Raw genomic sequence first — 2267 nt, 5'->3', positions numbered from 1 at the left:
GGTCGATGCTGCCATCGGGCGCATAGCGCACCAGTCTTCCGTCATAGACCAGCGCATTCCACAGATAGCCCTCGGCATCGACGGTCGAGCCGTCCGCCGCACCGCCCCGGCTGGTGTCGACGCGCACGAAGGTGCGCCTGTTGGTGGCGTTACCGGTGGCGATGTCGTAGTCGTAGGCCCATATCTCGCCGGTCCAGGTGTCGGCGAAATAGAAGGTGCGGTCGTCGGGGCTCCAGCATGGACCATTGGAACAGATGATGCCGGAATCGATCCGGGTGACGGAGAAGTCCGGATCGAGCCTGTAGAGCCCGCCGGACGGCCCCTCTTCCATCGTATCCATGGAGCCGGCGAAGAAACGGCCGTACCGGTCGACCTTGCCGTCGTTGAGCCGGTTCATCGGCTTGTCCGGCTCGGGATCGTGGATCAGCGTCACATCGCCGGAGGCGAAATCGAGCAGATGGAAGCCGCGCTGCAGCGACACCATGGCGCCGCTGCCATCCTTACGCAGCGCCATCGAGCCGATCTTCATCGGCACATCCCATGACCGGATCTCGCGTCCGTCGGCGGTCGCCCGAAACACGCGCCCGTCGAAGCTGTCGATCCAGTAGAGTCGTTCCTGTTCGACGTCCCACAGCGGTCCTTCGCCCAGCGTGGTCTTCACGTCCACCACGACTTCGATCTTCATGCCGTCCTCCTCCGTTTTTGCGTCTCGCGGCGATTGTTCGGGCCGCCTCAGAAAGCGACCTTGTCGCCGCCTTTCAATGACAGGATTTCGCGTGCCTCGTCGGGCGTCGCCACCTCCATGCCGAGCCCTTCGATGATCTTGCGGGCCAGCAAGACCTGCTCGGCGTTCGATTTGGCAAGCTTGCCCTTGCCTGCCCACACACTGTCCTCCAGCCCGACTCGGATGTTGCCGCCAAGCGCTGCCGATTGCGCGGCTATGCGCAGCTGGCTGGCGCCAGCGCCGAGAACCGACCAGCGGAACTGGTCGCCGAACAGCCGGTCGGCAGTGCGCTTCATATGGGCGACGTCTTCGGGATGGGTGCCGATGCCGCCGAGCAGTCCGAACACCGACTGCACGAAGAAAGGCGGCTTCACCAGCCCGCGGTCGGCGAAGTGCGAGAGGTTGTAGAGATGGGCGATGTCGTAGCACTCGAACTCGAAGCGCGTGCCGTTGTCGTAGCAGGTCGCCAGGATGTACTCGATGTCCTTGAACGAGTTGCGAAAGACGAGGTCGCGGGTCGCTTCCAGATGCGGCTTTTCCCAGTCGAATTTGAAGGTCTCGTATTTGTCGGCGAGGTGATAGAGCCCGAAATTGATCGAGCCCATATTGAGCGAGGCGACTTCCGGTTTGAACTGGGCGGCCGGGCGCACGCGCTCCTCGACCTTCATGTACGGGCTGCCACCGGTGGTGATGTTGATGGCGGCGTTGGTGCCTTGCTTGACGCGCGGCAGGAAGCGAGCGAAGGCCTCCGGCGTCTGGTCGGGCTTGCCGGTTTCCGGATCGCGCGCATGCAGATGCAGGATTGCGGCACCGGCTTCGGCAGCCGCGATCGCCTCCGAGGCGATCTGGTCTGGCGTGATCGGCAGATAAGGCGACATCGTCGGCGTGTGGATGGCACCTGTCACCGCGCAGGTGATGATGACCTTGCCCTTGGTCTGTGCAGGCCCCGGCTTGCGGCTCGTTTCGATCATTGTCCGTACTCCTGGTCCGATTTTTTCTTGTGCGCCGCCAGTGCCATCAGCCGGCGGTCACGCCACACCTGCCGCTCGCCGAGGTTTTCGCGCGGCAGGCGTTCGCGGCGGTCGGCTTCGATGGTTTTCATCACCTCACCCGCCCAGTCGACGCGCCGCTGCGTCTGGGGAAAAATGTTGGAATAGATGCCCTGATAGCGCTCGACATAGTCGCGCACGCCACCGGGTGCATTGAGATCGATGGTCTCGAACGGGCCCATGAACGACCAGCGCAGCGCCAGTCCGTCACGGATACCTATATCGACATCCTCGACGCTGGCGTAGCCGTCGGCGACAAGCCGGAAAGCCTCCTCCAGCAATGCGCCTTGCAGGCGGTTCATGATGAAGCCGTCGAGTTCGCGCTTCATCACCAGGGGCGCATGACCGGCGTCGATGAGGAAGGCGCGGGTTGTCTCGACCGTCTCGGCGGACGTCCATGGCGCCGGCACGATTTCGGCCGCCGGAATGAGATAGGGCGGGTTGATCGGATGCACGACCAAGCAGCGCTGCCGCCCTTGCAGATGGTCGGTGAA

General features: G+C 63.5%; 3 protein-coding genes. All 3 read right to left on the bottom strand.

Annotated elements, in window-relative coordinates:
* On the bottom strand, positions 1–685 hold a 685-nt coding region (locus tag EN750_RS30350), incomplete at its 3' end, for an SMP-30/gluconolactonase/LRE family protein (RefSeq protein WP_145968053.1).
* A gap of 47 nt (positions 686–732) precedes the next feature.
* The gene (locus EN750_RS30345) at positions 733–1695 is read right to left on the bottom strand and encodes a 3-keto-5-aminohexanoate cleavage protein (RefSeq protein ID WP_127398937.1); all 963 of its coding nucleotides are present in this window, start codon (positions 1693–1695) and stop codon (positions 733–735) included.
* Positions 1692–2267: 3-hydroxyacyl-CoA dehydrogenase family protein (locus EN750_RS30340; protein WP_245482853.1), on the bottom strand; the 576-nt coding region annotated here is incomplete at its 5' end. The genes EN750_RS30340 and EN750_RS30345, both read right to left, overlap by 4 nt.

The sequence above is a fragment of the Mesorhizobium sp. M7A.F.Ca.ET.027.03.2.1 genome, from assembly GCF_003999175.1.
Taxonomy (GTDB): Bacteria; Pseudomonadota; Alphaproteobacteria; order Rhizobiales; family Rhizobiaceae; genus Mesorhizobium.
The sequence above is the reverse complement of the archived record's forward strand: the minus strand, read 5'-3'. Positions and strand labels throughout refer to the sequence as shown.

What these genes read in the sequence shown, in the direction of transcription:
- EN750_RS30345 (WP_127398937.1), bottom strand. Translation starts at nt 1,695, where the DNA reads ATGATCGAAACGAGCCGCAAGCCGGGGCCTGCACAGACCAAGGGCAAG.